The organism is Xenorhabdus sp. PB61.4 (genome assembly GCF_963894935.1).
GTDB classification, from domain to species: Bacteria; Pseudomonadota; Gammaproteobacteria; order Enterobacterales; family Enterobacteriaceae; genus Xenorhabdus; species Xenorhabdus stockiae.
Map to the genome: position 1 here is coordinate 1 of NZ_CAWQJR010000013.1, position 25,300 is coordinate 25,300.

A 25,300-nucleotide genomic window follows, 5' to 3' on the forward strand; every position below is an offset into this window, starting at 1 on the left:
AAAAACAATAGGTTATTCCAAATCCGAAGAGATGCATGACAAAGTGGTCGGGACGTTCATTGAGCGTGAATACTATATTTCATAAGAGATCTAACTATTGGAAGCATGACCGTAAATGTTGTCCTGAATGCCAATGTGGCCCTGTCCAATACCGACACATGTACCTGCTACCAACTGTCTCGAGCGCGCATAGAACTCGTCAAAGTTAACCCGCTCTCCCGACAAAGCATCCTGCATATCCCGCGATATCTTAGCTAACGCTTTGACTCGGCGCGCCTCATCAGGTCTGACACCATATTCCCTACATAGCTTGGAAAGCAGAAATTCTTTTGCTTCAGAGACCTTAGCTCCTGCATCCAAGCTAATACCGTACTCTGTGCTCAGCTTGGAACGGATTGAAAGATCGAGTTCTACTGAAATCTCTTTCAGTTCCTTTATGTCTTTTTTATCGCTTAAATCATTGATTTTATATAGCAATGTCTCAAGGTGGTCAATTTGTTTGAACAGCTTAAGCTCTGCCAACACAACACTAGAAATGAACTCTGGCTCCAAGCCAATGGCTTCACTCAAGGCTTCAACGCGATACTTACTTTCAGCGTTGAACAGTTCACGCTTCTCAGTAGTGATTGCGTTCGAATAGACATCTTTCAGCCCTGAAGAAACAGCCCCTTCGCGGTTACTAAATCTAACAACTTCCAGATCTGTATTCAGACGAGCACAATGCTTCCTGATCCGCTCAGCCGCTGTATTCACAGCCTCATGTGACTGGCTAACCAGCAAGATGCGTTGGGTGTTCTGCTTCTCAACCAAATAATGCACAAAGGCCGCAATAAACTCAGTTTTACCCGTCCCTGGAGGCCCCTGTAGCAAGGACAGAGGGCCATTGTTGACTAACTTGGCAAACGCCTCTCTTTGCTGGTCATTTAGGCTGATCTTGTTTCCGTGCTGATCTTCACGGTCATACCTGGCAAAGTCAGCATCACTTAACGAGATGCCGTAGTTGTGGGCAATTTTTTCGCAAGATGGGTCGAAGAGATCCATCAAGTCTGGTATCGCACATTCTCGATCAAGTAGTCGCTCCAAAGCTCGTTTACGCTTGCGATACGAAGCGCGATCCTGCTTAGTACGGAAGAAGACAATATCAGAGTCGGTCAACTTGTATGCTGCTGCGCGAGTTTTGAACAGCCGGACCTCCTTAAGCGCTGACTTCTTAAGTGACACCTCGCCAATAAACCGCTCTACCCCTTCTTGATCAACCAATAATGCTTCGACTTCATCACTGCTGCTGAAACCACCAAGAGGATCTACGTCAGCAGAGTAAGGGATCAGAAGTTCCCCACGCGCATCAGCAACAGGTAAAATCTCACCACTGACCTCAATGTTTGGATACGACTCGGTCTCAGTATCCAGAATTGCCCGCCACAGTTTCGCTGTCGGTATTTCCAGCGTCTTTGTCAACGCTGGCTCGACAGCTTGCTTATCTAGCCTTGAGAAGGCTTCCTTCAACTGAAGAGCTAGTGTGTCTTCTTGCTCCTGCTTTTCTTCCGGTGCTGTAGCCAGTTCAATCGCACGTGTAAAAGACTCATCTTCATTGAGCAGTTCAGTCAAAGCAGACATTTCTTGCGGCCAACCAGGAATAATCCTTATGCCAGTGCTAATTTCAAACTGGCTATCGTCAATATCCTGCTTGCGAATTGATGACCGCGGCCATGGTTTAAAGCCAACAAGTAGAGCTTGCTGCTGTTTGCAGAACATTGCAGAAAAGCTGCCGCCAATCCCAGTGAAAGTTACTCTCACTTCAGTTGGCTCTTTATGGTTCGGCTCAATTTTGACATACAGATGCCCGTTATCGGGTAGGATAGTGATAGCTTCATCTGCGTTGCCTGCCGTAATCTCAATCATGCTTTGCTCTGACGATGTATCACTGCTATCTATCGCCTTTTTAAAGCGGCCTAAATCCTTAAATCCAAATTGAGGATCTTCTAACTCAGCTCGAATCGCATCTGCCAGAGCTGGGTAAGTTTCAGACTTATGACCCCAAGACAAACCTAGCAACTCGCAGGACATCTTCATCACTGCAAAGTTGTCACGCTCAAAAGAGGTACAGCCATCGATATTTTCAGGACTATAACTGTGGTTTTTATGATCTTCCCTTGACGGTGAAAAGTCTGGAATATCGATTAGGTAAAGAGAGCGACTTTCCGTCTCCAGCATCACATTGTCGGGGTGGATATCGCCGTGAGAGACGCCAAGACCGTGTAAGTGCTCTACTGCTGCAACGAACTTTCCAATTAGCTCAATTTTCTCATCGTCTGCAATCAAGGCTTTGTCCCAAGTTGCTCCTTGCACTTGATCTGTAACCATGTACAGACTCGATGACTTAGAAGCAATGCCAAACGCACGAATTTCCGGTAGGTAAGTCGGCTTAACGGAGGAAAGCTTATCCAGCAGCTTCAAAAAGTTAAGAATCTGGAAGTTTGCTGTAGAGTCATCTCCTTGTCCGCCGGCATTCAACCAGGCTTTCACAATTCTTCCGCCTGAGACATAGACTTCTTTTTCAGCAGTCTCTACCAGAAAGTCATCATCTTCCCGATACTGACGCGAGTGGTTTATAGCATGACGGTAGGTATCAAGCTCAGCATCATCAAATGTTGGAATAGCCTCGCCTGCGGGTTCGGCTTTCTTCAACGCATCAAAGAACTCTGTAGCTGAAGCGAACTTTGCAGCAACAGCATCCAACAACACTTCTGAATACCATTGCTCACTGTTTAGCATGTCATCCTGCACTGTTTCCAGATTCTTAGGAGACATACGTTTGCCGCATAGCAAGTGCCAGGCAACAAGCCCCAAGGAATGAACATCCTGCTGAAAAGGCGTCAAATCTCGGGCATCTAGCATGTCTTGTGCTTCAACAGCACCCACTGACAGACTCTTGCGATAATCCCCGACCGTACCAATAGGTTGATGATAAGCCGAGATAAAATTTGAAAGTGCGACCTCTTTTGATGGCGATATCCAAAGACTGTGATCAGCGATATCCCTGTGAGCAATCTTCATCTCGTGCAAGTCACCAAACTTAGCAATTAGCAGCTTAGTGACATTCAAACGATCTAACTCCGAGAAAGCCTTGCCATACTTTCCAATAAACTCGTTAAACCGAACATGACCAGGGGGAAGCTCATATACCTCACTGTACTCTGCTGTCACCTCGTCTTTTTGAAAACTCGTCAGTGATCGCAAACAGTGGTTGTATAGGTCCCGATTCTGATGATTGATGAGTTCTAAGACTACACGCTCACGGGAGACAATCTCTGCTCGGCCCTCAGGAGTGTAGGCCTTATTACCTTTAACATTCTTGAATTGCCATACCCGCAGCAAAGCTTCAGTATTAGTCGAGATCTCAGACCTAGCGATATACTCTTTGTATACTTTCTTTGGGTGTTCGAAAATAATGTCTTTGGCCTCGTAGCCATCAACCCGTAAAGCCTTGGGAGCAGTTTGCGACCCTAAGAACAGTTCATCAAACAGAGGGAAGTCTTTGTTTAAGACTTGGGCAGTGGGGTGTGGTCTGAATCGAGCATTGAAGGTATTACGATCTGCAAAATTAAGAAAATCATCCAGCGATAGGGTATGAAGCAACTGATCTTCAGGCAGCTGGCTGAAATCCGCATCCCCAGTCATTACAACAAAGAAGTGTACGTGGGGTACATATCCTTTGTTAGTAAAGCGGTGAGTAAGCCTTGATAATTTCGTCTCCAGTGTCTGTTTCTTGACCCGAGTTGTGCTTACCGGGGAGCGTTTCATATTTTTGGTACCTTTGTACCAAGTATCTCTCTTTGCCGTTACTGGTTGGTGGTTCCAGTCTTTCAGCTCAACAATAATCACATTGCAGTGGGTAACAATAATTAAATCGAACTCACCATCATGTTTCTTGGAGTCAACAAATCGAAACCCAGCATAGCCTTTCCAAGGGAACATGCCGTTGTTGCTGTTGCCATAACTGCTTTGCAGCTGTTCTCGAAGAGAACCTCCACGAACGGATCTCTTAGGTTCAGTAGCTTTGCCGGAAAAGACTGTCTTTATTCTCTCTATCGCGGCTACTTCTTGCTCTTGTAAGCCACCATCCCAGATTTCTATCTCCAACTGAAGTCCTCTCGAATTTGCATGTTATTTATTTTTTTAGTTGTCTATTTGACGATAAGACACCCTTGCAGTCACATCAATGACATTGAGTTGTTTTTCATGACTAAGAGAGGGAATGTCCATTCTTCTGAAGGAGTTTACCACGTAGCATGAGAAAGAAGCTTGATTCATATTACATAGTTATCTATATGCGTGAATAGCCAGCGTCTTGATAGACGATCATTTAGTCATTTATTTGAGTCGCTGTATAGGTTATTTCGGATAGATATTAGTAAGCCAAAGTTGCATGGAGAGGTTGCGATCAAGTATTCGCTCAAACACACAATGGGGCATAAATGTGTTAGACCACACGGCCTGAACGGGTCACCGCGTATTGACAGACTCTCCCTGGCGCCCCAAAAACTCCGTCGTGCTCCTGACATTATTTTTTGTCCCGGGAAATGAATTACCCATTGACCGGATGATTTCTGTTGATTAGCGTAGTCAGACTTATCCATGATCCGGTCGCTTGTGAGGATCACCTTCGGGCAGCGACAGCAACACTCCCGTAGCCTGCAAGGGAGTACACCACGGTGTGGTACATCTGCGCCCCTTTGGAAGCAGATATCGTCAGTCTGATGACGATGAAGGTCTCTTAATCTCATCCATGATGGCCAACCGGCCAGTCACCCAACGGGGAACACATTTCCCATTGGGTCAGGTGTTCTCCGTTGTTTTATCAGGAGAATACCATGCAACAAAATACTACCCCGGCCACGGTACACACTGTGTCCCCGGCTGAACTATCCCCTTTTGCTGAAATTTTTCCGCACACCGGTTCACTGGAACTGATGCTGCTGGAGCACACATTCATTAAAGCTGCTGCCGGGCTGTGTGACGATGACCGGTGTGACCGATGGCAGTACCGGAAAGTGTCAGACCGCATCGTCTATATCGTGCCGATGCGGCCGGATTCCTCTGGGGTTAATGTGAGTACGACGGACTTTAAAGGTGAAGTCTCCGCCGATGCCTTTGGACTGATGGTGACCCTGAGCGTATTGGGTTACCTGACTGACCTGATGAAGCTGGACGGATATGCTGAGCGGTTTTGCGCCCTGCGTGAATATGCGCGGCAGCATCCTCAGGCTCAGTGTATCCGGGCGGCCCTGGGTTTAAAGGGAGAACGTGATGCCGGATAATGAACTGATGCTGCTGGACAGCCTGGCCCTGTCGGTCGTGTTTCCCGACAAAACGCCACTGGAACGGTTGTTTCTGGGATTCCTGCTGGCGAATACCGCCTCACAGTTGTGTGGTGAATATCGTCCTGAGCAATGGCGCAGCCGGAACGTGTCTGGATCCCTGACGTATATGATCCCCACCGCGGCAAAAACCTATTCGGTTTATCTGCCGGAGACGACATTGACGGCCACGCTGTCTGCGGATGCGTTTGGTCTGGCCGTCACCGCGATTGTGTTTGCCCGTATCGCTGAGTTGGATGAACCGAATGCGGATGCGTTCCGGTTCTGCGAACTGCACGAATACGCGCTGCACCACCCGGAAACCGGGCTGCTGCGTGCGGTACTGGCGATGCAGCCAAAAGAGGACATCATCAGCTCGTCACTTATCCATAATAACCCTCATCACCACTGACGTTATCAGCCCATGAGGTTGTTAACCCTTTTCTTTAGCGCCTGACCGGGGAGCCGACAACACCTTCCTGTATTGGGTTGGTGTTGTCTTTTATTGACGTCAAATCAAGGAGAGCCACACCATGAACCCGATTTTTTTACCTGCGCCGGAGAGCACGACACCGGCGTCGCAGGAAGCCATTTTTACCGTCCGGGTCACCGGCCTGATACAGCATCCCCAACGACCCCAATCGCTGCGGGAGGAAACGCTGACCGTGTGTGAGACCGACTCGGTCACCGAAGCGGTACAGCGGCTGAAAGTGATCCATCTTTTGGGGGACTGGCCGATACCGGAAATGCCCTCAGCTCAGTGCCGGCGGGCTTTTTTTCCACTGACGGTGATGATTTATGACGCCAAAGATAACAAGGTGCTCGGTGGCCGCTTTGATGACGAGATTGTCTGGGCACAGCCGGTCACCGTGACATCAGAGCGTTTATCACTGGCGCGGAAACAACAGCGCTTGTGTCAGTCGGCCACATTTGAGCTGAGCTGGCAGAATGCCGGGGCGGCGCGTGTCTTGTGGCATGAGGCGAATCTGTTGTCACTGCATATGATTTCACCCGATTACCACTATCATCACGAAGTGCAGGATATTCTCCGGCATAGCGCAACGGTCAGCGTTTGATGGTGTCACCCTGGAAGCCTGACGTTTAACCGTCTGGCAGGTGATTGCCGCCGAAACGTCATTCTGGCCTGAGCCTGAATGATACGGCATTGTGTGAAACCGAAACTGTCACCGAACTTATCGCCAGTGGCATCCGGCCGTTTGATGCCATCAATGAACGGGGGATAAATACGATTTAACCCGCATGAATGCGTCTGAAATATCAGGCAGTACACCGTATCTGGGGAGGCATGATGAACTGACGGTCATTGTCGACAGTCAGGTTGCCGGTATCTTCAGACGGGATTTCAACTGACACTTTTTTTCAATCACCCATCGGGGGAACTGACTCCCGTGGGGGGAACAGTTTCGCCGGTTTTTTAAACTTAAAAATCAAAGGAACTTAACCATGGCAGAATGGGTCACTAATCAACTGGAAGTTACGGGCAAATCCGTGTGTCTCGATGTGATGCAGCAATGGGTCTGCGGAGAAGAAGTCCCCCGTTACCGCCAGGCGGTATTACAGAGCCTGCGCCTGTTTCTGGCCGGCTGTGCGGGGATATTAAAACCCACCAAACCCCTCACTTACACACCGTATCCGGAACTGGTGCGGGGTACGGCAGCGCCGACCGCGCAGAATCTGGCGTTTGAGCAATGGTTGGTGTTGTTACAGGACAATGTGCCGTTAAACAGCGACAACATTAAACGTATCGATAACCTGTACCGTCAGTCGGGTCTCAGCCTGCTGCGCTGGGAGCATGTCCCGGTGCCGGCGCGTGACATCATTGCCCGCCTGCTGACCCGCCAGTATACCGACTGGTTTGGCATGGTGAGCTGGTCTGAGACGCCGGATATCAGCGTGTGCTGGGATAAACTGAATACGTACCCGGCAACGGCACAACCCTGCGATATGTTGATGATGATGCCGACCCGGCTGGCCTGTGAGATTAACGGTCACAGTGGCTTGCTGAAAGGCATCGCCAGTACCGTGCAGTTTTACGGCGAGCAATACGGCCTGGAGTGGCCGTTCGGTCATCATGTCCGCTGGGAACGATGCCATGTCAGCAGCTTAACCGTGCGTTTTGACACTCCGTGGGTACCGCCTTCGGCGGAACTGATGGGCGGGCTGTCCTCGGTGTTTGACTGTGAAATCCGCCACTGGTACAGCGAACCGTCAGGCCAGCTTAAAGGTTACGACTGCTATGACCAGGGCGAGCATGTGGACAGTCATAACGGGCAGGTAGGGCACGAAAACCGTCCGGCACTGTATCTGGTTAACGGCGATAAGCCCGAAACAGCACTGGCACTACCGGCGATGGCCGTCGGGCAGTAACTTTTTGTTCAACACAGTATCCACTTATCTTGACTTCAACCGAAAGGGGAAACACATTCTCCTTCCGGGGTGTGTTTTCCTTTTTTATCAGGAAAACACGCCATGGCTTCTTGTCCGGACTACCAAAAAGAGTTTATTTCGCTGTTTAAACAAACCGCCCGTTACCGTAACCGTTATCGGGTTTTTCAGGATTTTTGCAACTGTGCAATGGCGGCCATTCACAATAAATACTGTTTCAGTGAGGAACTCGAGCAGTTCTATCTGAAAACTATCAACAAGTATGAACGGGAAGATATTGACCGGATTGTGAAACTTTTTTCCTATACCGCGCTGGCCCTGGCAGAAGCCCCCGGTGATTTTCTCGGCAGCGTGTTTATGCAACTGGAGCTGGGGAATAAGGGACTTCAGCAGTTCTTTACCCCCTGGGGTGTCGCCAGAATGATGGCACAATTGCAGTTGCATGAGGTGTCTGATTTGTTGCAGACCCGACCCTTTGTCACCTTCCACGAACCTTGCTGTGGTGCGGCCTGTATGATGCTGGCCGCCGCGGAGGTATTAAGGGAGCAGGGACATGATCCGTTGTCCAGTATGTGGGTGTCTGCGATTGATATCGATCCGCTGGCAGCGGTGATGGCCTATATCCAGCTTTCCCTGACCGGTATTCCGGCGGCGGTCACGATCGGTGATGTGCTGAATGACCCCGGCAGCCAACGGACACGCTATACACCCGCCCATTATCTGGGCAACTGGTCGCAACGTTTGCAGGCCGATGAACAAGTAGCCTGATTTCTGTTTGCATCTTCTTTGTTCCACTACTGCGCCTTTCGGGGCGCTTTTTTACGTTTAAGGGTAAGTCATACAAACAATTTTCATTTTCGCAAAAAGAGTTTCGCCTTGTTTCAGCGTGGGATTGACCGACACTGAGCCAAATTTGACAAGGAGAAAAGTGATGTTTACACGTTTTAAATCGCATTTTACCCGCTCGCCAGCATTACAGAAAAAATCATCAGGGCAAAAAACGAGCGGGGCCTGTGATAACGGGGACTATTTCCGGCCACAATCAGTGGAGGCGTTGCTGGCAACCCCCTTGCGCCATCAGTGCCTGCAACAATTGTGGCAAAACAGTACGCTGCCTGAAGGGTTGTATCAGCGTTTTTATCTCGCCCCGATTAAACAACTGTTGGGCAGTGTTCAGCAGATACCTGCCTCTCCGGAAGGAAAATGGTCAGGCAGTGGCGGATTTGCTGACCTGACACTGCAATTTACCACTTGTGCCGTGCGGTTAGCGAAGGGACATTTGTTGCCGCCGGGTGTGGCACCGGAAACGCAGGCAGCACAGGGAGTTTTATGGCAGGCGGTGGTGTTCTGGGCGGCGTTGTTTTACCACCTGCCGTTGTTGCGGCAATTCGAAGGAGAACTGGAAGACGGGCAGGTCTGGCAACCGGGCATCGGTATTCCCGACAAACCGTTTCGTTTCCGTTTCCGCGCCCCGGAGAACATACCGCCGGCTCCGCAGGAAGTGTTGCTGGCCGCCTGTCTGTTACCGGAAAAAGCCATGATGTGGCTGGTGACGGTACCGGAGGTCTGGCACTGTCTGATGCAGCATCTTAACGGACGACCCTCCACTGTCCCATTGATAGAGACATTGCTTCAGGATGCGGCCGGACAGCTCCATTCCCCTTTGCAGGTGAAACCGGTGACGGAGACCGTGTTCTCTACTGAAGACAACCCTGTGCCGGAAACGACAGTGCGGACTCCCGCCAGTAACATAACGCCACCGCCCACCGCTCCCTCTGACGATACGCTGACATTATTGTCCTTATTTCAGTCACCGGATGCATCTTCACCACAAAATCAGGGGAAAAATCATCATCACGGTCCGAAACTGACCAAACAGCCGGGACGGGAGAAAGAAAGTATTGCCACTGACAGTTACCCACATTCATCATTTAAAGATAAATAATTTAAAGGGTTATTTGTATTTTATTGCCGTGAATTGTTTTTGGACAGGACACGGCAGGATGAACCGAGGAAAAAATAACATGTTGAATACAGCAGAAACGCTCAGTTGGGAAGAGCTATTAGAAGAGTACTTTTTTTCACATATCCTGCGCCCGGATACCGAATGGAGTTATCGCAAGGTCACACGGGGTTTTATCCGGTTTATGGGAGAAGCCGCATCACCGGCACAGGTTATTCACCGGGATGTGTTGCGATGGCGGCGCCACCTTCTGGTAGAGAAAAAGCAGTCGAGTCATACCTGGAATAATAAGGTGGCTCATCTGCGGGCGATTTTTAATTTCGGCATAGAGCGAAAACTGCTGCCTCACACCGAAAATCCGTTTAACAACGCCGTGGCTAAAAAAGAGAAGAAAAAGAAGAAGATTTTGAGCCAATCGCAGATAACCCGCATTAATCTGCTGATGGGCAAGTTTGCTGAGGAAGAAAGCATCGGGATAACTCCACGGGGAGGGCGGTGTGCCCTGTATCCGACCTGGTATTGGTCAACGGTGCTGGCGACATTGCGCTTTACAGGAATGCGTCAGAACCAGTTACTGCACCTGCGGCTGCGGGATATTAATCTGGACAGCAATTATATTGAACTGGGGCTGGAAGGCAGTAAAAACCACAGTGAATGGGAAATACCGATTATTCCGCCGCTTAAACGCCGGCTGGTAAAATTAGTAGAAAGGGCCATCGCTGCCGGTGCGAAAGCCCACGATCCGATTTTCGATCTCAGCCGCTTGAGTGTCCCGCACCCAAGCCGGCTTTCCCGTTACCAATACGATATCAACCGGGAAAAACAACAGCTTCGTTCTTTCTTTCGTCGGCTGTCCAAAGAGTGTGATTTTGCAGTCTCGCCTCACCGTTTTCGTCATACGTTGGCGACGACCCTGATGAAATCGCCGGATCGTAATCTGCCGCTGGTGAAACGCTTACTGGGGCACCGTAATGTGGCGACCACGATGGAATACATTGATCTTGATATGGAAGTGACGGGCAAAGCGCTGGAGCGGGAACTGGGGTTGTATACTGATTTTGTTGATGAGCATGCCGATGAGCATGAATAAAACGGCGTAAAAAAAGGACAGGGCAGGTCTCAGACAGGATTGAGGTGGAGGTGTGAGTGAACTGCCCTGCATCAATAGGGATGGTATGAAAAAATGGCTAATTTCGATCCCCTGTCCCGTAAAGTTTTTCCCTTACTTGACATCAGAATCAATTACTGAAATCATTACCTTAAACGAGAAAAGGGTAACTGTTAAAACAGCTACCCGGTTATCTTGTCTTAAATGTTCTTTTCAACTAAACAGTACAAATTGAGCTGATTAGGATTTAACATTTAATTAACGATTGATTCTTTTTTGCGCTTTTGTCAGGAAATTTAACAACCTAGGACAAACCCGCATGGAAATTTGGTGCCCGGACTCGGAATCGAACCAAGGACACGGGGATTTTCAATCCCCTGCTCTACCGACTGAGCTATCCGGGCTAACGGGGACGCATTAAACAGTATTCACTCCAATCCGTCAACGACTTTCTCTATAAATTTATTCAAGCGCTTTTAATTTGCACAATGGGTTGTAAATATAAACAAAAATGGAGAGATAAACACCTCTCCATCTCTTATTTGTGCCGATGATTTATCGGCGATAGCTTTTTTGCGCGTTATTCACTTTCATCAAATAACGGCGTGACTCAGCGGATGGATGTTTATTAGTCAGAACTTCATAAACATCACCCGGTGCCATTGTATTGATAATTTGAGCTGCTTTTTTCTTATCGCTGGAAAATACCCTTAAGACACTGCCCGCACCACCGTTATATGCGGTAATAACGGCATAGCGGCGAGAGGTTGCGTTCTGGATTTCGCCCAAATAAACGTTCTGTAAAATCGCCAGATAAGCCGTACCTGCATCTATGTTGTTTTCAGGGTCAAAAAGATAGTTACGGTCTGGCTGGCCCGATTTACCCTGCATCTTGAATACATCCCGTCCCGCAGTATGTTGCATTACCTGCATTAGTCCCAGAGCATCGGAACGACTGACTGCGTAAGGGTTAAAACTAGATTCTGTCTGCATAATGGCAAGGATCAGCGATTCATCAATACCATATTTAATCGCAGCTTTGCGGACAATAGGCAGATATTTATGAGCACGTTTATCCAAGTGATTAGGAACTAATTGCATCGTAACAGACCAAATCACATGCAATCCTGACTGACGGCGTTGTAATTTATTTTGAAGCAAGTAATCGGCAAAGTGGTTTGCGCGCCATTCCCAGCGAATTGGCTCGCCGGCATTATCCAGAACTTGCCCGTAAAGAAAGGGTTCTTTGCTTATTTGAATATCATTCGTGTCAGAGTAAAGATCGACAGAACCCGGGTCATCCCCCATCAATAAGGTGGTGATAATGGCCTTGCGTAAATGCTCATTTGGCTCAATAGGCGATATTGTTTCAATCGTAATGGTTCCAGCATCGAAATTAATATGGCTGCGGGTTTTATATTTATCTGTATATTTTACGTAATCTTTAGGGCCTGCAATTAAAACTTCACGTAATCCCCAGATATTTTCAATATCATGAGCGAATTGCCCCATTAAGATATCAAATCCGTTAGTGTCTTTTATGTATTCTTCTTTGTATTCAATATCTTTTTTGCTTGAGCAGGAAATCAGAAGTGGAGTGAGCAGGAGCAGTGCCAGCAGTTTTTTCATTTTATGATGCCGTTGGATATTAGGATAAATTCCCATTTATTGGGTGATTTTTAAATATCCTGATTCACCCAATAAATAGCAGATATTAAAAATTATTTTTCTGGTGGGGTATAACCGTCGATTTTAATATCTTTCCCTTCAAACAAGAATTTCACCATTTCCTGTTCGAGCAATTTGCGATCTTCCGGATTCATCGTATTCAGTTTCTTTTCGTTAATCAGCATAGTCTGCTTGCTCATCCATTTCTGCCAGGCTTCTTTAGAAATTTCATTGAAAATACGCTTACCCAGTTCTCCCGGATAGAACTGAAAATCCTGGCCTTCGGCTTCTTGTTGCAAAAAAGTACAAAAAATAGTTCTGCTCATGATAAATCCTCAAATGTCGTTATGGAGCAAAAAATAATGGCGCACAAAATATGGGTTAAGTTTATCCCAACTGCTGCAAAAGGTACTCAACGGGAGCTGCCAGTCCAATAGTTGCTGGCTGGCGTAAGTTATACCAAAGTCCTTTACTTTCATCCATGCAGGAATCAAAAGATAATATGTTGATTTTAATGGGTACGATATCCAGATGAAAATGACTGAAAGTGTGGCGAAATGAGTTTAGTTGCTCAGGTTGGCTGTGCGAGATCCCTGAATCTTCCAGCCACTGTTTGAGTGAGTTTTCATCAGTAAATTGCGGGAATGCAAATAATCCGCCCCAGATACCGGAAAGTGGGCGTTGTTCCAGCCAGACTGTATCGCCATGTTGCATCAATAAAAAATACGCGGTTTTTTCAGGGATGGTCTGTTTCGGTTTTTTACCCGGATAGTTGGCCCAGCTGTGATTAGCATACGCGATACAGCCTGTATTAAGCGGGCAAATCTCACATTTTGGTTTGCTGTGGGTACATACCATTGCACCCAAATCCATCATTGCCTGATTAAAATATTCAACACCTAGCGCAGGAGTAACGCGGGTACTGATGTCCCATAGTCGATTTTCTACGTCTTTTTTACCCGGCCAGCCATCAATAGCATAGCAGCGGGCCAGAACGCGTTTTACATTACCATCAAGGATTGGGAAATGCTTGCCCTGAGAGAGAGAAAGAATAGCGCCTGCGGTAGAGCGGCCTACGCCGGGTAAGGCGACTACTTCATCAAAGGTGGTCGGGAATTTTCCCCGATGTAATTCAACGACCTGCTGAGCGGCTTTGTGTAGATTACGGGCACGTGCGTAATAGCCCAGACCAGTCCACAGATGAAGAACTTCATCCAATGGAGCTGCCGCCAGTGAGGTGACATCAGGAAAGCGTGAAATAAACTTCTGGAAATAGGGTATGACTGTCGCAACCTGCGTCTGTTGCAGCATCACTTCTGAAAGCCAGACGTGATAGGATGTTTTTTCCAGCTGCCACGGCAGGGTTTTACGACCATAACGGTGATACCATTCAAGTACCGCCTGTGAAAATTGCTCGGCTTCCATCATTAGAATAATTGTCTTTATATCTGATAATCGTTTCGTGAACAGGATTGCAACATAGTGTAACCTCAGTGTAAACCCGAACTTTGTTTCGAAGCACCACACAATTTAACATTAAAGTTGTGCTTATGAGCACTGAACTTGATAAACTCAGCCATCTTTGCATAATTGCGCTCTCTTTAGGCAATCCTGCGGCACATAACGTCCCGGAAGCCAGAGCAAAAGCCTTTAAAACAGATAGAAAGTACCAATAGACAGCACCATGATAAATAACGTAATTTCACCGGAATATGATGAAAATGGCAGGGCTTTGCGCCGTGTCCGCAGTTTTGTGCGTCGGCAGGGGCGGTTAACGGCCCGTCAGCAACATGCACTGGATAATGTGTGGCCAAATATGGGTGTGGATTATCAGCCTGCACTGCAAGATATGGCAGAATTGTTTGGCCGTGACGCACCTGTTGTGCTGGAAATTGGTTTTGGCATGGGGACATCTCTGGTCACGATGGCAAGCCAGAATCCGGAGAAGAATTTTTTCGGAATTGAAGTCCATGCTCCGGGAGTGGGTGCATGTCTGGCTTCCGCTGAAGATGAAAATATCAGCAATTTGCGTGTGATGTGCCACGATGCGATTGAAGTACTGGAAAATATGATCCCTGAACAGGGGCTGGAAATGGTTCAGCTATTCTTCCCTGATCCATGGCATAAAGCGCGGCATAATAAGCGTCGGATTGTACAGCCTGCTTTTGCTCAGATGATCAGAAATAAACTGAAAATTGGTGGTGTATTCCATATGGCAACCGACTGGCAGCCATATGCTGAGTATATGTTGGAAGTGATGAGCGAAGCTGAAGGGTATCGCAATATTTCAGAAAGCAATGATTACGTACCACGTCCTGATTCACGTCCTGTCACAAAATTTGAGATGCGCGGTCATCGTTTGGGGCATGGCGTATGGGATCTAATGTTTGAGAGGGTAAAATAATGGCTAAAAACCGTAGTCGCCGTCTGCGTAAAAAATTGCGTATTGATGAATTTCAGGAATTAGGTTTTTCCGTCAAGTGGAACTTTCCGGCTGATACATCCGTCGAAGTCGTAGACAGCACGGTTGATGCTCTGATTGAGGAATTAATCGAGCCAAATGGCCTTGCACTGGATGCCAGCGGTTATTTGCAGTGGGAAGGTCTTGTCTGTTTACAGAAAATCGGTAAATGCACTGAAGAACACCGCCAGCTGATTGATAAATGGCTGAAAGATCGCGGTATGGAAGAAGTTGCCACATCTGAATTATTTGATATGTGGTGGGATTGATTCGCTGTTGAATTAAGAATTATGTAGGGGCTCATTGAGAGCCCTTTTTTGTCTGGAGAAAAAGTGGTGAAAGTAAGGTTCTCTAATGCGTTATTGGCAGATATCTTAGATGAAGTACGCCCTTTGATTGGCCAAGGAAAAGTAGCAGATTACATTCCTGCTCTGGCGGAAGTTCCGATAAATAATCTGGCAATGGCTATCTGTACGGTAGATGGTCAGGTCTTTAAAGCGGGAGATGCAGAAAAACGTTTCTCTATTCAGTCTGTTTCTAAGGTATTGAGCCTGACACTGGCAATGACACGCTATAAAGAAGAGGATATCTGGCAGCGAGTAGGCACAGAGCCTTCGGGGCAACCATTTAACTCATTGGTGCAGTTGGAACTGGAAAAAGGTATTCCCCGTAATCCCTTTATTAATGCCGGAGCACTGGTTATCTGTGATATGTTGCAATCACGCCTGAGTGCGCCTAAGCATAGGATGCTGGAGTTTGTACGTAGTCTCACAGGGCAAAAAGATATTGGTTATGATGAAGTTGTTGCCCGTTCAGAAATGGAACATTCTAGCCGTAATGCGGCCATTGCTTATCTGATGAAGTCATTCGGTAATTTTGAAAATGATGTGCTTACAGTACTGCAAACTTATTTCCAGTATTGTGCTCTGAAAATGAATTGTGTTGAATTATCTCAATGCTTTATTTACTTGGCTAATAAAGGGCGGATGATCGATTCCGGTCAGCAAATTTTAAGTCTCCGACAAACCCGCCAGATCAATGCGCTAATGTTGACGTGTGGCATGTATGATGGTTCAGGAGAATTTGCTTTCAGGATTGGAATGCCCGGGAAATCAGGCGTTGGTGGGGGAATTGTCTGTGTTGTGCCGGGAGAGTTTACTGTAACAGTATGGTCTCCGGAACTGGATCGTGCGGGTAACTCACTGGCTGGTTGTGCAGCATTGGAAAAATTAGCCGCCCGCATCGGACGTTCCATTTTTTAACTTGAAACATTAGCAGCTAATTGCAGTAGCTCTGAATAGAAGATAGAGGAGTGCAACGCTGAGGAGAAACAGGAGAAGGTATGTTACGAAAAATTGTGGTTGCGGCATCACTGGTATTTGCTGTTCAGGCACAGGCTGCTTCAGAGTGCCGGACGACACTCAAAGATGACATTATTGTCACGGCCGACTCAGTTCAGATGATTGGTGAACACAGGAGCCTGAAAATTATGCCAGATGGTTCTGTCTTTCGTAATGGTAAAGCACTATCGCTGAATGCCGATCAACGCAGTAAAGCAAAACAGTTTCAGCAACTTACCCGGCAGGATTTGCCATGGGTGAAAAAAGAGGCTTTAAACCATCTCACTGACGCCCGTCAGGCGTTGGATAAAGTTGTCACTGAAACGATGGGAAAGGATAGCAATATTCGCGTTCGTTTGACTAAGTTGGAATCTGGCCTGAATAAGCAAATTGATAAAGTATTGGAAACCCGTCCTGATGGTATTTTTTTCCATTACCAGGCCATCAAACAGATAGAAACGGAAGGGAAGGATCTCATTCAGCAGAGTTTGGGTGGAATATTGCAGGACAGTATTAACGAAATGAGCCGTAAAACAAGTAATCAAAATGGTGACGGCAAACAGATGTTAATGTCTCTTCTCGGCGGGCTGGGAGGTATGCAGAATGGCTTTGAGGCAGAATGGAAAAAGCAGGAAAAAGAGCTAAAACGCTTTAAAGGAGAAGTGTGCGATAAAGCCAATAAACTGGAACAATTGCGCACCCGCTTTTTGAATTCCATTAACTAAATCACAGTATTTCATATCAAATAAGAATCATGATGAAATCGATTCTTATTTGATTGACATCCTACATTGGGCATCTAGAATGCAAATCACTTTTTATACACATGATTACTTCAGGTGCCCTAATGAAAAAAATCCTGCCGATTATTTTAGCCTCATTATTTTCTGTTACTAGTCATTCCGCATTCAGCCAGCAATCTACAACATTTACGCCAAATTCAGTCATCACTCAGTCTGGGGATTATCTCACGGTAAAACATCATTCCGGAGAAACTAAGGTTAAGAAAAATCCTCAGCGAGTGGTTTTATTTGACTTCGGTACTTACGATTCAATGGCCAAATTAGGGCTATCTGAGCGTGTTATTGCACTGCCGAAAGAAAGTTTGCCTGAATATGTGAGTAGTCACGTATCTGAAAAGATGAATGATGCCGGCGGGATGAAATCTCCGGATTTAGAAAAACTGGCTGAAATAAAACCAGACTTAATTGTGATCACCGGGCGTCAGGGTGATTTTTATGATCGTTTATCCCAAATTGCACCTACAGTGGATTTAAGTACGGATAATAAAAATTACCTGCCATCTGTTGAAAATAATCTGAAGCTATTAGGTGAACTGTTCGATAAACAAGATGCAGTAAAAGCACAGCAGGCTGATTTAGAAAAAACGATAACGATTGCGCAGGAAAAAGCAAAATCTTCAAATAACAAGGTGCTGGTTTTATTACATAATGCTGGCGAGTTATACCCGAATAATCAAACCGTTGTTTACAATGTGGTGAAAGCGCAGCGTGCTGAATTACCACCGAAATCAGATAACGATAAGAGCCGTCTTGTCACTGCGGAAATGATTGCTCAGGCAAATCCTGATGTCATCTTTATTATTGATCGCAGTAAAGCGATTGGAGCAGGGGAGTTAACAAAAGCTCAGTTTGAAACCGTTCAGGTGAAGTCAACCAACGCTTATAAAAATGGCAAGATAGTCTATTTGCAACCGGATTTATGGTACCTGTCTGGTGGCGGGATAGAGAGCCTGACGCGTCAGGTGAATGCAATCGCTGATGCTTTATAATCACTCTGATTAAATGTGTTCATAAAATAAGGCTGCTCCTTGAGTTTCAAGGGCAGCCTTATTTTTGCAGAAGCTATTTTTACAGAAATAGCGCTATAAAAACCGTTCTACAAAAACATTTCTAATAACGAATTCAGGAATAATTTTCCGTGTTTCGTGATCTGCCAGTGTGTATCACTTTCAGTGATATAACCTTTTGCCAGCGCAGCATCGATTTGCTGTCGAATAGTGCTTTCCGGTAACCCAGTAAAATTACTGAAATCCTTTCGTGGCATTGCTTCCAGCAAACGAAAACGGTTCATGAAAAATTCAAATGGGCGATCATCGTGATCCACTTGATGTTGCTTATCTAAATAACGCCCTTGCATATAACCGCGCGGATGTTTGGTTTTCACTGTGCGCAGAATACGCCCGTCTTCAAACGATATTTTTCCGTGTGCTCCGCAACCAATTCCCAGATAATCACCAAACCGCCAGTAGTTCAGATTATGCTGACATTGATAATCCTGTTTGGCATAGGCTGAGGTTTCATACTGTTGATAGCCAGCTTCTGTCAATAACTTATGCCCTTGAGAGAAAATGTCCCATAGCGCATCATCATCTGGCAGGACTGGCGGGCGTGAGCCAAAACTGGTATTGGGTTCAATCGTCAGCTGATACCACGACAAATGAGGTGGTGAGAGTTCAATAGCCTGACGTAAATCGTTCAGAGCTTCATCCAGTGTCTGGTTAGGCAGGCCATGCATCAAATCAAGGTTGAAACTGCGCAGGCCAAGACCATCCGCCAGCCGTGCGGCTCGTTTCGCTTCTTCCGGGCCATGAATACGCCCTAAGCGGATAAGCTTATCTGAGCCAAAACTTTGTACACCGATTGAAATCCGGTTAATACCAGCCTGTTGATAGGCACTGAAACGGTCAGCTTCAACTGTTCCCGGATTCGCTTCCATGGTAATTTCTGCCTGTGGGGAGAGGGGCAGTAGCTCCCTGACACCATCAAGCAACCGTTGCATTCCTTCCGCACTGAGCAAACTGGGCGTACCTCCACCGATAAAGATAGTGGAGACTTCCCGCCCCTCAACCATTGGCAAATCATGACGTAAATCTGTCAGCAGATGTTCAACATATTCCTGATGTGGTACATCCCCCTTTAATGCATGTGAATTGAAATCACAATAAGGGCACTTTTGCACACACCAGGGAATATGAATATAAAGACTTAATGGTGGTAATTTAAGCATTACGCATGGCTTCCAACAGCATTTTTAAGGCTTGTCCACGATGTGAAACAGCACTTTTTTGTTCACGACTTAATTCTGCTGCTGTACAGCCAAATTCCGGTGCGTAGAAAACCGGATCATAACCAAAACCGCCATTACCGGCTGGCTCACGGGTAATGAAACCAGACCAGCGGCCGTGGAAGACTAGAGGAGTCGGATCTTCTGCATGGCGTAAATAAACCAGAACACAATTGAATTGTGCCTGACGTTGGTCATCAGGAACATCGCTCATGGCTTCCAGTAGTTTTTCCAGATTATCCTGATCGGAGGCATCGACTCCCGCATAACGAGCCGAATAAATACCGGGAGCACCACCGAGAGCATTGACTGATAGCCCTGAATCGTCAGCAATCGCAGGTAAACCGGTTACTGCCGCAGCATGACGGGCTTTAATGATGGCATTTTCAATAAAGGTCAAACCGGTTTCATCTGCGGAATCTACACCCAATTCAGTCTGAGCGACGATATCTAAACCAAAGTCAGCCAGTAAATCAGCCAGCTCCCGGACTTTGCCAGCATTTCCTGTGGCAAGAACAACTTTCTGCATTGTTTCTATCCAATTAACTTATTATTTATTAACCAATTAAGCTCGGAATTAACCACGCTAAAACATCGGCACGGAGAGCATTTAGCGCATACAGGATCAGAATCACAACCATAGCTGAAAAATCCAAACCTCCCATTGAAGGGATAATACGACGGATAGGTGCCATCAGTGGTTCTGTTAATTGGAGCAGAACGTAATCTACAGGGTTACGTCCCTGACTGATCCAGCTCAATAATGCGCGGGCAATCACAAGCCAGAATACCAGTTTTCCTGCGGCAGTCAGCAGTTCAATTATTCCAAGAGGGAATAGCTGGACAAGAAATTGCCCTGTTGCTAACCAGTAAGGCAACATCAGTTTGAGCATGACGAGAATGTAAGCTAAAACAACCGATGCTGTATCAATAGGGCCAATTGCGGGAAGAACCCTACGTAATGGGCGTACCACGGGTTGGGTGATTTTAACGATAAATTGTGAGAACGGATTGTAAAAATCACAACGTACCCATTGCATCCAGACTCGAAGCAGTAAAACTGCGGTATATAAATCCAGAACTGTAAAAAAGAGAAAGTTTAAGAATTGCATGTAGCAGCCCTGATCAAATTATATTGGTTGTTTAAAATAATTTTTCCATTTCCTGTGCCCGGCGTATTGCTCCCTGCATAGCTTGGGATACAACTTCCGGCAGATGGTTTTCATAAAAAACGCGTAATGCCTCGGCAGTTGTACCACCTTTAGATGTTACCTGTTCACGCAGGATAGCAAAAGGAAGTTCTGCCTGTGATTCAGCAAGTTTAGCTGAACCCATAGCCGTTTGCAGAACCAGTTCTCTGGCCGTTTGGCTGTCGAAGCCCAGACGCTCTGCTTCCTGTTGCATCGATTCCATAAACAGGAAGAAATAAGCAGGAGCACTCCCGGCAACGGCAATAATATCATTGATGCCATTTTCATCGTTTACCCAGCAGACTTTGCCGACGCTGTTCATTAATACTTCAGCAAACTGGCGATCAGATTGATTGACCTGTTCAGGTGCGAACATGCCGCTGATCCCTTGCCCGATAAGTGAGGGCGTATTTGGCATAATGCGGATAATATTAAGATTTTCCTGCAAAAATGAGTAAAAACGGGAAAGAGGAATACCGGCAGCAATAGAAAGAACAAGTTTTTGCTCGAAATTGACTTGCGGACGCAAGGAGCCACAAACTTCTTCCATCATTTGGGGCTTAACAGCCAAAACAATAACATCAGCTTCCTGAGCATAGCGAATATTGTCACTCTGACTGTTGATGCCATATTTTTCTGCCAGAACATCACGGCGAGTTGTATTGGGCGAGCAGACAGTGATTAGTTTGGCCGGATAGCCTTTTTTGATCAGCCCAGCGATGATGGCATGCGCCATATTCCCAGCGCCGATAAAGGTGATTTTTCTATTTTCCATGAAGAAATCGTCTCGAATATTAATGAGTTAATGTTGAGCTGTTAATTAACTTGCTGTAGACCCATACTCACGGGCACCAAAAATGGCGGTTCCTATGCGAACTAAGGTTGAGCCACAGGCGATAGCGGCTTCCATATCATCAGTCATCCCCATAGAAAGTGTATCTATCCGTGGGTATTGTGCCTTTAGTTTAATAAAAGCCTGTTCCATCCGACGAAAAATAGCGGTTTGCCGTTCATAATCTTCTTCTGGCGCAGGGATGGCCATCAGACCACGTAATACTAGATTAGGGAGTAAATCAACTGTTGCAGCCAGTTCCTCAAGTTCTTCCAGAAGAATACCTGATTTACTGTTTTCCCCACTGATATTAATCTGAATGAGGACATTGAGAGGGGCCATGCTTTCAGGGCGTTGTTCACTTAAACGCTGGGCGATTTTTAATCGGTCAATAGTATGGCACCAGTCGAAGTGTTCAGCCACTAAACGACTTTTATTAGACTGTAAAGGGCCGATAAAGTGCCACACTAAATCGTTGTGGTTAACGAACAGTTGAATTTTTTCAACTCCTTCCTGAACGTAATTCTCGCCAAATTCCCTCTGGCCTGTGGCTATCGCTTTTGCGATGGCTTCCGCAGGTTTGGTTTTACTGACTGCAAGTAACGTAATTTCTTCTGGAGAGCGCCCGCATTTCTGAGCTGCAAGGGCGATGTTGTTCCTGACATCGTGAAGATTTTGTTCGATATTGTGCATAAGAAACTCAGGAGATTAAAAAATGAATATGGAAAAGTTAGTGGCCCTTAGTGTAAAGCATAATGCCTCCGATCTGCATCTTTGTGTCGGGAAAGTACCAATTTTGCGCATCAATGATGTGTTATATCCACAGACACATCTGGCAGAGATTGATAATGACTTCATCAATACATGGAGCAACGGAATATTATCTGAAGAGCAACAGCGGCAATTGAGGATCTCTGGGCATGTTGATTTTGTCGTGGAAATGCCGAATAAAAGGCGGCTCAGAGGGAATTTATTCTATCAGCAGGAGTACCTTTCATTGGTATTACGGTTAATTGCTGACAAGTGCCCGACCCTGGAACAGCTACATGCACCAGATATTATTCAGCGCCTTGTTTTACCGGAGGAAAAGGGACTGGTAGAAAATGGGTTGATATTAGTAACAGGTGCAACCGGAAGCGGTAAATCAACAACATTATCAGCGATGATTAACACTCTGAATAATCATGTCAGAAAACATATCATTACACTGGAAGACCCGATAGAGTTTGTTCACCTAAGCCGGAATTGTCTGATACAGCAAAGGCAAATCGGGGAAAATGTGCCGGATTATCAGACCGCGCTGAAAGGGGCACTAAGGCAGGATCCTGATGTCATCCTGTTGGGTGAATTGCGTGATAAAGAAACGATCCGGCTGGCACTGACAGCCGCTGAAACGGGCCATTTGGTTTTATCAACATTACACACCCGTGGAGCAATTCAGGCAATAGACCGTCTGGTGGATGTGTTTCCCGCAGATGAGAAAGGATGGATATGTGCTCAGCTGGCAGGTAGTTTAAAAGCAGTTATTGCCCAGCAACTGCTTCCTTCTAAGGATGGAGGGAGAGTGGCTATTTATGAAATTCTAGTCGTCAATCAGGCTGTCAGCCATTTGATCAGAGAAGGGAAAAACCATCAGATAGCAACGTTAATGCAAACCGGAGCGGCCTGCGGAATGCAAACCTACGAGCAGAGCCGCCAACAACGCAGATTATCGGGATTGCTGGCGGAATAGCTGGCAAAATAGTGGAACAAATACCTATGATTATAACTTCACTGTATTGTTGGCTTACGATAATAACCCTTTAATTATAAATAACTTTTTATTATCAACAATGTTGCTCAAACCAGCTTTCCAAAATGACGACAGCAGAAGTGGAATCAACTTTGCCTTTATCAAGAGCACGATATCCGCCATGAGCAAACAGATGAGAGCGCGCTTCTACCGTTGTTAATCGTTCATCGTGCAGTTCAACCTGAACACCAAAGCGGCCATGTATACGATTAGCAAATTTTTTGGCCTGTGCAGTGACTGGCTGTTCTGTGCCATCCATATTGAGTGGCAGGCCAACAATGACTAAATCTGGCTGCCATTCTTTGAGGAGTTTCTCAATCAGATCCCAATTAGGAGAACCCTCTTTGGCTTTGAAAGAATCTAGTGCTCTGGCTGTGCCGGTTATTTCTTGTCCTATAGCAGCACCAATACTGCGGGTACCGAAATCGAATGCAATCACTGTGCGGTTTTTCATCAGGCATGTCCTGCTTGTAATGCGAGATTGTGGATATTAATTCCCAATAAGGATGCAGCTTCACGCCAGCGATCAGCAACGGGGGTATTGAAAATAATTGAGGGTTCAGCACTGACAGTAAGCCAGCTATTTTCCATAACTTCTTTTTCTAGCTGACCTTTTTCCCAGCCGGCATACCCCAGTGTCATTAAAATATTTTTCGGCTGACGTGGAGTGCCTAATGCTTCGAGCATATCTTTGGAGGTCGTTACCATCGTCTCATCAGAGATTTGTATACTCGAGCTAAATCCGGACAGTGGCGTATGTAGAATAAAACCATGTTCTTCAGATAACGGCCCACCTGCCATAACCGGGCTGTTCAGATTAATGTTATCGTCTCTGTCTTCGGGGGAAATTTCTAATTTCTTCAGGATCCCCTGAATAGAAACCTGAGCTATTGGCTTATTGATAATTAACCCCATCGCACCGTTTTGATCATGTTCGCAGATATAAACTACAGAACGGTTGAAATAAGGATCAGTGAGCGAAGGCATAGCAATAAGGAAATGGTGCTGTAAGTTCATGTTTTTTGATGATGATTTTTACGATAAATGAATAAAGTGGCCCACACAGCATGTGAGCCTATATAATAAATGGCAAACGCTACCAGGAAATGGAAGTTGTTTAGCCTATTATACCGTTTGTTTACCCAATCGTTTTTCAATTGCATTCATCAGCATACCCGTAACAGAGACCTCAGGGAAGGCCGCTTCTATTTCACGTGCACACGTTGGGCTAGTAACGTTGATTTCTGTCAGACGGTCACCAATGATATCAAGCCCGACAAAAATTAATCCTTTTTCTTTCAGTACCGGTGCGACAGAGCGCGCTATTGCCCAGTCACTTTCTGACAGAGGCCGGGCTTCACCGCGTCCGCCTGCTGCGAGGTTTCCTCGTGTCTCACCTTGTGCCGGAATACGGGCGAGACAATAAGGGACAGGTTCACCGTCCACAACCAGTACTCGCTTATCTCCGTCCTTAATAGCAGGCAGGAAATTTTGCGCCATACAGAAACGGCTGCCATGGTCTGTCAGCGTTTCAATAATCACACCAATATTCGGGTCATCCTGTTTCAGACGGAAAATAGAAGCGCCACCCATGCCATCTAATGGTTTAAAAATAACATCACCATGTTTTTGATGGAATTCACGCAGCGTGCTGGCGTTGCGTGTTACCAGCGTATCCGGCGTTAGTTCAGGGAACCATGCAGTAAACAGTTTTTCATTACAGTCACGCAGGCTTTGTGGCTTGTTGACGATCAGGCTTCCTTTAATTTCAGCCCGTTCCAGAATATAAGTCGCGTAGATGAATTCAGTATCAAAAGGCGGGTCTTTGCGCATCAGGATAACATTCAGTGTATCAAGGGCAATATCCTGTTCACTACCAAACTGATACCACTGCTGAGGGTTTTCTTCCACGGTCAGCAAACGGGTGCGCGCACGGCCTTCCCCCTGATGCAGATAGAGATCATTCATCTCCATGTAATGGATTTCCCATCCACGTTTCTGTGCTTCCAGCAGCATGGCAAAACTAGTATCTTTCTTAATATTGATGGATGAAATTGGATCCATCACTATACCGAGCTTGATCATTCTTTCTC

The 25,300-nt window shown here is 46.3% G+C and carries 30 protein-coding genes and 1 tRNA gene; 18 read left to right on the forward strand and 13 right to left on the reverse strand.

Annotated features, from left to right (window positions below; all coding sequences use genetic code 11):
- The coding region (locus tag AACX68_RS01475) for an IS1 family transposase (protein WP_228858329.1) at positions 1–85 on the forward strand (85 nt) is incomplete at its 5' end.
- 5 nt (positions 86–90) lie between these two features.
- Here the strand turns inward: AACX68_RS01475 and AACX68_RS01480 are convergent.
- Positions 91–4,143: an AAA domain-containing protein gene (locus AACX68_RS01480; protein WP_228858277.1), complete on the reverse strand. Its 4,053-nt coding sequence runs from the start codon at positions 4,141–4,143 to the stop codon at positions 91–93.
- Between the two features lie 574 nt (positions 4,144–4,717).
- Here AACX68_RS01480 and AACX68_RS01485 point away from each other — a divergent pair.
- From AACX68_RS01485 to AACX68_RS01530, 10 genes are all read left to right on the forward strand, one after another.
- Positions 4,718–4,924 (forward strand): hypothetical protein, encoded by a 207-nt coding sequence (locus AACX68_RS01485; RefSeq protein WP_228858278.1) that lies wholly within the window; start codon positions 4,718–4,720, stop codon positions 4,922–4,924.
- A complete protein-coding gene (locus tag AACX68_RS01490) occupies positions 4,875–5,321 on the forward strand; it encodes an antirestriction protein (RefSeq protein WP_228858279.1) in 447 nt (148 codons plus the stop codon). The genes AACX68_RS01485 and AACX68_RS01490 overlap by 50 nt, the downstream gene beginning before the upstream one ends.
- On the forward strand, positions 5,311–5,772 hold the full coding sequence (locus AACX68_RS01495; protein WP_228858280.1) for an antirestriction protein: 462 nt from the start codon (positions 5,311–5,313) through the stop codon (positions 5,770–5,772). Before AACX68_RS01490 ends, AACX68_RS01495 begins: the two co-directional genes overlap by 11 nt.
- A gap of 93 nt (positions 5,773–5,865) precedes the next feature.
- Positions 5,866–6,033: a hypothetical protein gene (locus AACX68_RS01500; RefSeq protein WP_228858281.1), complete on the forward strand. Its 168-nt coding sequence runs from the start codon at positions 5,866–5,868 to the stop codon at positions 6,031–6,033.
- Entirely contained in the window at positions 6,026–6,436 is a 411-nt protein-coding gene (locus AACX68_RS01505; RefSeq protein WP_228858282.1) for a hypothetical protein, read from the forward strand. The genes AACX68_RS01500 and AACX68_RS01505 overlap by 8 nt, the downstream gene beginning before the upstream one ends.
- A 44-nt stretch (positions 6,437–6,480) precedes the next feature.
- Positions 6,481–6,615, forward strand: a complete 135-nt coding sequence (locus AACX68_RS01510; RefSeq protein WP_255705209.1) for a hypothetical protein — start codon at positions 6,481–6,483, stop codon at positions 6,613–6,615.
- 209 nt (positions 6,616–6,824) lie between these two features.
- Positions 6,825–7,748 (forward strand): DUF1281 domain-containing protein, encoded by a 924-nt coding sequence (locus AACX68_RS01515; protein ID WP_228858283.1) that lies wholly within the window; start codon positions 6,825–6,827, stop codon positions 7,746–7,748.
- Positions 7,749–7,850: 102 nt separating this feature from the next.
- A complete protein-coding gene (locus AACX68_RS01520) occupies positions 7,851–8,534 on the forward strand; it encodes an N-6 DNA methylase (RefSeq protein WP_228858284.1) in 684 nt (227 codons plus the stop codon).
- 163 nt (positions 8,535–8,697) lie between these two features.
- Positions 8,698–9,711, forward strand: a complete 1,014-nt coding sequence (locus AACX68_RS01525) for a TraI domain-containing protein (protein ID WP_228858285.1) — start codon at positions 8,698–8,700, stop codon at positions 9,709–9,711.
- Between the two features lie 79 nt (positions 9,712–9,790).
- Positions 9,791–10,819 (forward strand): tyrosine-type recombinase/integrase, encoded by a 1,029-nt coding sequence (locus AACX68_RS01530; RefSeq protein WP_228858286.1) that lies wholly within the window; start codon positions 9,791–9,793, stop codon positions 10,817–10,819.
- Positions 10,820–11,165: 346 nt separating this feature from the next.
- Here the strand turns inward: AACX68_RS01530 and AACX68_RS01535 are convergent.
- The 4 genes from AACX68_RS01535 to mutY form a co-directional block, all read right to left on the reverse strand.
- Positions 11,166–11,241 (reverse strand) — tRNA-Phe (locus AACX68_RS01535).
- A gap of 151 nt (positions 11,242–11,392) precedes the next feature.
- Positions 11,393–12,466, reverse strand: a complete 1,074-nt coding sequence (gene mltC / locus AACX68_RS01540; protein ID WP_228858287.1) for a membrane-bound lytic murein transglycosylase MltC — start codon at positions 12,464–12,466, stop codon at positions 11,393–11,395.
- A gap of 92 nt (positions 12,467–12,558) precedes the next feature.
- Complete coding sequence (locus tag AACX68_RS01545; RefSeq protein ID WP_099119861.1) at positions 12,559–12,831, reverse strand: oxidative damage protection protein; 273 nt, start codon at positions 12,829–12,831, stop codon at positions 12,559–12,561.
- A gap of 61 nt (positions 12,832–12,892) precedes the next feature.
- Complete coding sequence (gene mutY / locus AACX68_RS01550) at positions 12,893–13,930, reverse strand: A/G-specific adenine glycosylase (RefSeq protein ID WP_228858330.1); 1,038 nt, start codon at positions 13,928–13,930, stop codon at positions 12,893–12,895.
- Positions 13,931–14,055: 125 nt separating this feature from the next.
- On the opposite strand from mutY, the gene AACX68_RS01555 reads away from it, so the two are divergent.
- The 6 genes from AACX68_RS01555 (at position 14,056) to AACX68_RS01580 (ending at position 18,098) form a co-directional block, all read left to right on the forward strand.
- Positions 14,056–14,181, forward strand: coding sequence for a hypothetical protein (locus AACX68_RS01555; RefSeq protein WP_255398519.1), 126 nt, complete (start codon positions 14,056–14,058; stop codon positions 14,179–14,181).
- Positions 14,182–14,189: 8 nt separating this feature from the next.
- Complete coding sequence (gene trmB, locus AACX68_RS01560) at positions 14,190–14,909, forward strand: tRNA (guanosine(46)-N7)-methyltransferase TrmB (RefSeq protein WP_228858288.1); 720 nt, start codon at positions 14,190–14,192, stop codon at positions 14,907–14,909.
- Positions 14,909–15,235, forward strand: a complete 327-nt coding sequence (locus AACX68_RS01565; protein WP_099110798.1) for a YggL family protein — start codon at positions 14,909–14,911, stop codon at positions 15,233–15,235. Before trmB ends, AACX68_RS01565 begins: the two co-directional genes overlap by 1 nt.
- Positions 15,236–15,301: 66 nt before the next feature.
- Positions 15,302–16,228 (forward strand): glutaminase B, encoded by a 927-nt coding sequence (gene glsB / locus AACX68_RS01570; RefSeq protein ID WP_099110808.1) that lies wholly within the window; start codon positions 15,302–15,304, stop codon positions 16,226–16,228.
- 80 nt (positions 16,229–16,308) lie between these two features.
- On the forward strand, positions 16,309–17,031 hold the full coding sequence (locus tag AACX68_RS01575) for a DUF2884 family protein (RefSeq protein ID WP_228858289.1): 723 nt from the start codon (positions 16,309–16,311) through the stop codon (positions 17,029–17,031).
- A 122-nt stretch (positions 17,032–17,153) separates the two neighbouring features.
- Positions 17,154–18,098, forward strand: coding sequence for a siderophore ABC transporter substrate-binding protein (locus AACX68_RS01580; RefSeq protein WP_228858290.1), 945 nt, complete (start codon positions 17,154–17,156; stop codon positions 18,096–18,098).
- A gap of 107 nt (positions 18,099–18,205) precedes the next feature.
- Here AACX68_RS01580 and hemW read toward each other — a convergent pair whose 3' ends face one another.
- Genes hemW through AACX68_RS01605 form a run of 5 tightly spaced genes read right to left on the reverse strand, consistent with a single transcriptional unit; the run spans position 18,206 to position 22,108 of the window.
- Positions 18,206–19,336 (reverse strand): radical SAM family heme chaperone HemW, encoded by a 1,131-nt coding sequence (gene hemW / locus AACX68_RS01585; RefSeq protein WP_228858291.1) that lies wholly within the window; start codon positions 19,334–19,336, stop codon positions 18,206–18,208.
- A complete protein-coding gene (locus AACX68_RS01590; RefSeq protein ID WP_228858292.1) occupies positions 19,329–19,922 on the reverse strand; it encodes an XTP/dITP diphosphatase in 594 nt (197 codons plus the stop codon). The genes hemW and AACX68_RS01590 overlap by 8 nt, the downstream gene beginning before the upstream one ends.
- 28 nt (positions 19,923–19,950) lie before the next feature.
- The gene (locus AACX68_RS01595) at positions 19,951–20,505 is read right to left on the reverse strand and encodes a YggT family protein (RefSeq protein ID WP_228858293.1); all 555 of its coding nucleotides are present in this window, start codon (positions 20,503–20,505) and stop codon (positions 19,951–19,953) included.
- A gap of 31 nt (positions 20,506–20,536) precedes the next feature.
- Positions 20,537–21,358, reverse strand: a complete 822-nt coding sequence (proC, locus tag AACX68_RS01600) for a pyrroline-5-carboxylate reductase (RefSeq protein ID WP_228858294.1) — start codon at positions 21,356–21,358, stop codon at positions 20,537–20,539.
- A gap of 45 nt (positions 21,359–21,403) precedes the next feature.
- A complete protein-coding gene (locus AACX68_RS01605) occupies positions 21,404–22,108 on the reverse strand; it encodes a YggS family pyridoxal phosphate-dependent enzyme (RefSeq protein WP_228858295.1) in 705 nt (234 codons plus the stop codon).
- Positions 22,109–22,130: 22 nt separating this feature from the next.
- Here AACX68_RS01605 and AACX68_RS01610 point away from each other — a divergent pair, with 22 nt between their 5' ends.
- Positions 22,131–23,147 carry a type IV pilus twitching motility protein PilT gene (locus AACX68_RS01610; protein WP_228858296.1) on the forward strand — a complete coding sequence of 339 codons (1,017 nt, stop codon included), beginning with the start codon at positions 22,131–22,133 and terminating at the stop codon, positions 23,145–23,147.
- Between the two features lie 94 nt (positions 23,148–23,241).
- On the opposite strand, the gene ruvX is transcribed toward AACX68_RS01610, so the two are convergent.
- From ruvX to gshB, 3 genes are all read right to left on the reverse strand, one after another.
- Complete coding sequence (gene ruvX / locus AACX68_RS01615) at positions 23,242–23,661, reverse strand: Holliday junction resolvase RuvX (RefSeq protein ID WP_228858297.1); 420 nt, start codon at positions 23,659–23,661, stop codon at positions 23,242–23,244.
- On the reverse strand, positions 23,661–24,224 hold the full coding sequence (locus tag AACX68_RS01620) for a YqgE/AlgH family protein (protein WP_228858298.1): 564 nt from the start codon (positions 24,222–24,224) through the stop codon (positions 23,661–23,663). Before AACX68_RS01620 ends, ruvX begins: the two co-directional genes overlap by 1 nt.
- Positions 24,225–24,332: 108 nt before the next feature.
- Positions 24,333–25,292 (reverse strand): glutathione synthase, encoded by a 960-nt coding sequence (gshB, locus tag AACX68_RS01625; RefSeq protein WP_228858299.1) that lies wholly within the window; start codon positions 25,290–25,292, stop codon positions 24,333–24,335.
- Between the last annotated feature and the right edge of the window lie 8 nt (positions 25,293–25,300).